General features: G+C 53.8%; 1 protein-coding gene. It reads left to right on the top strand.

Annotation, left to right across the window (positions count from 1 at the left end; translation table 11 throughout):
* The coding region (locus HNQ59_RS17500) for an FG-GAP repeat domain-containing protein (RefSeq protein ID WP_184041690.1) at positions 1 to 3,701 on the top strand (3,701 nt) is incomplete at both ends.

Genomic DNA, 3,701 nt, shown 5'->3' with positions numbered 1-3,701 from the left:
AAACCCAACAGCCGTTTCCTGGCGGCGGATGTAACCGGTGATGGCCGTACCGATGTGGTGCAGCTCTGGCGCAACGACGCCGGGCAGGCCGTGGCGACACTATGGCACGCGGTCAGCGTGTCGAGTGGCAACAGCTATCGTCAAGGGACAGACTCCATCCTCGGCGCCTGGCGGGAGGATGCACAGTACCGTCTACTCGACAATAACCAAGATGGCCGTGCTGATTTGGTGGTCACCTATCTCGGCGAGCAAGGCGAATCTGTTATTGCCAGCTGGCTCTTTGATGGTAATTTCTTCAGCCAACGCGGTGACTGGAGCGGTGATCGCCTTTTTCTGGATGTGGATCTGAATGGTGATGGGCGTCTGGACTTGCTCGAAATCCGACACGATGCCAATGGTGAAGCCATTGCTGCTCAGTGGTTGGCTACAGATAGTGGTTTTGTAATAGGCAAGCAGACCAGCCTCGGACGCTGGTGTTCCAATACTACTTATTTGATCAGCGATGTGGATGGTGACGGTAAGTCTGAATTGCTGGCACTTAGCAGACGCGCCAATGGTATGGCCATTGCCACTATTCACAAGGTCACCGACGACGGCTTGAGCTTACAAGCAACGATTGATGTCGATGGCGCGTTGGTGCCTTATACCCGCTTCTTCAGTGCTGACGTGGATGGAGATGGTAAAACTGATCTGATCGCCCAGTGGGGCAACACGAATGGTCGTACCAACCAGGCCGATTACCTCAGTACAGGTGCGGCATTTGTTGCCGGTAAGCGTACCGATCTCCCTGATGCATTTGATTCCAGTCATCAATCCATTCAGCTGGATCAGAATCGTGATGGTCGTATCGATTCGGTGAGTGTGGCGCTTTCCGGTAATGAGATCAGGGCTCATTCCGCTGTGCGCCGTGACGACAAATATGAACAATATTGGTCGAGTCTGGGTAACTGGAGCCCAGCAACACAACATCTGGTAGGTGATATCACTTATGGTACCGGCGCCGACGGTATGCGTGATCTATTTGCGATCACAACGCAAGCGGATGGCACGGTGTTGTTGAAGCATTGGCCGTCTGACGGGAACAATTTCAAAGCAGGCTATGAGCAAAATCTGGGGCAGGCCAAGCCCAAAGCCCGTTACTTGATGGGTGATCTGAATGGTGATCGTCAGAGTGACTTGGTGGTGATCTGGCAGAACGAACAAGGTCAAGCGGTAGCAACGGTCTGGAATATTCAGATCAGCGATAGCGAGTCAATCAATGCTAGCCAGAAATGGGCACAAGGCCCGGATCAAATTCTGGGCCAATGGAACGATAACGCGACTTATCGTCTGCATGATCAGAACAAGGATGGCCGTGCCGATTTGATCGGTGCGTGGGTGAATGCAGATGGTAAGGTGGTATTGCAGACCTGGCTCAGTGATGGGGCCAGTGTGGCCACTGCTGGTAACTGGGGTAAGGATGTCCAGTACCTGGACGGGGATTTCAATGGCGATGGCCGGATTGACCTGCTGGAAATCCGTCATCGGGGTGATGGTCAGGCGGAAGCACGGCAGTGGATTGCGACCGACACGGGTTATACCGCAGGTCTGGTCAGTGTGCTGGGTAGCTGGCGTGCGGATAGCCGTTGGCTGGTGGGGGATGTGACCGGTGATGGCAAGTCGGATCTGGTTGAGATTCGCCGAGAAAGTGATGCCAAGGTAACAGCCACAACTTGGTTGGTGGGTGACAATGGCTTCATTCAAAGTGGTGTCACCAATGTGTCGCCAGTCAATGCCCATCAGTCGCGTTATTACCTGGCTGATCTCAGCAGTGATGGCAAGCGGGATCTAGTTGTTGAATGGGTTAAGCCTGGGGAGGAGGGTAATACCTACCTGACGGAATGGACCAGCCAAGGCGGCCAGTTCACCAAGGGTAAAGAAGTCTCGATGCCCGGCAAGATCGGTGCCTATCGTTATAACCCGCTAGCTTTTGACAAGGAGTTCGGCGCAGATTTCAAATTGGTACGTTTCCGCGAATCTGGTAGCAATACCACGCTGGATTATATCTACCGTAAGGGAGATGGCACATTTGACACCAACGCAAATATAAATGAATGGTGGACACCTGGTACGTGCTATTTCAAGGCTGACTTGGGTAATGGTCAGGGCGGTGATGGCCGCATGGATCTCATTGGTATCTCCTCCAAAGCGGATGGTACAGTAGCAGTCCGCTATTGGCGCGGTAATGGCAGTACCTTTGACGCATCCAAGGAATATAGTCTGGGCCTGGCGAAGCCAAATGCCCGTTACTTGGTGGGTGACCTGAACGGTGATCGTCAGAGCGATCTGGTGGTGATCTGGAAGAATGAACAAGGCCAGGCGGTAGCCACGGTTTGGCGTGCGCAGATCAGCGACAGCGCAACTGCCAATCTGGTATTCCGCTGGGTACCAGGCCCGGATCAAATATTGGGTCAATGGAATGACAACGCGACCTACCGTCTGAATGATCAGAACAAGGATGGCCGTGCCGATTTGGTCGGTGCGTGGGCAGATGCAGATGGTAAGGTGGTATTGCAGACCTGGCTCAGTGATGGGATCAGTGTGTCCACTGCTGGTAATTGGAACAAGGACAGCCAGTACCTGGACGGTGATTTCAATGGCGATGGCCGGATTGACCTGCTGGAAATCCGTCATCGGGGTGATGGTCAGGCGGAAGCACGGCAGTGGATTGCGACCGACACGGGCTATACCGCAGGTCTGGTCAGTGTGCTGGGTAGCTGGCGTGCGGATAGCCGTTGGCTGGTGGGGGATGTGACCGGTGATGGCAAGGCGGATCTGGTTGAGATTCGTCGAGAGAGTGATGCCAAGGTAACAGCCACAACTTGGTTGACAACCGAGACAGGTTTGGTGAAGGGAGAGACGACGGATATCTCAGCCAACAATCCATACCGTGCCCGTTATTATCTGGCGGATCTAAGCGGGGATGGTAAGGCCGATCTAGTGGTGGAGTGGGACAAACGTGACAATTACAGCTATTGCACCGAATGGACCAATCAAGGTGGCAAGTTCGTCAAGGACAAAGAGACCTCCACAGGTGGTGCTATTGATAACCAGCTGCGTGGTTTGAGCCTGCAGGACTACAACCGTGATGGTCGTCAGGATCTGGTGAAATTCTATCAGTCGGGAAATACCACACAAGCCAATACCATGCGTCGTCGTGCCGATGGCGGGTTCGATCAGTACAACAGCGAAATTGGTACTTGGAACCCGAATGCACAATACTTTACCGCAGATCTGTCCTACGGGCGCAGTGCCGATGGCTTGAAAGACTTGCTGTCGATCACGCCGCAAGCAGATGGCACGGTCAAGCTGAAGCACTGGTGGTCGGATACCAACTACTTCCAACAAGGTTATGAGCAGAGCCTGGGTCAAGCCAAACCCAATGCCCGTTACTTGGTGGGTGACCTGAACGGTGATCGTCAGAGCGATCTGGTGGTGATCTGGAAGAATGAACAAGGCCAGGCGGTAGCCACGGTTTGGCGTGCGCAGATCAGCGACAGCGCAACTGCCAATCTGGTATTCCGCTGGGTACCAGGCCCGGATCAAATATTGGGTCAATGGAATGACAACGCGACCTACCGTCTGAATGATCAGAACAAGGATGGCCGTGCCGATTTGGTCGGTGCGTGGGCAGATGCAGATGGTAAGGTGGTATTGCAGAC

This window comes from Chitinivorax tropicus, assembly GCF_014202905.1.
GTDB lineage: Bacteria > Pseudomonadota > Gammaproteobacteria > Burkholderiales > SCOH01 > Chitinivorax > Chitinivorax tropicus.
The sequence above is the reverse complement of the archived record's forward strand: the minus strand, read 5'-3'. Positions and strand labels throughout refer to the sequence as shown.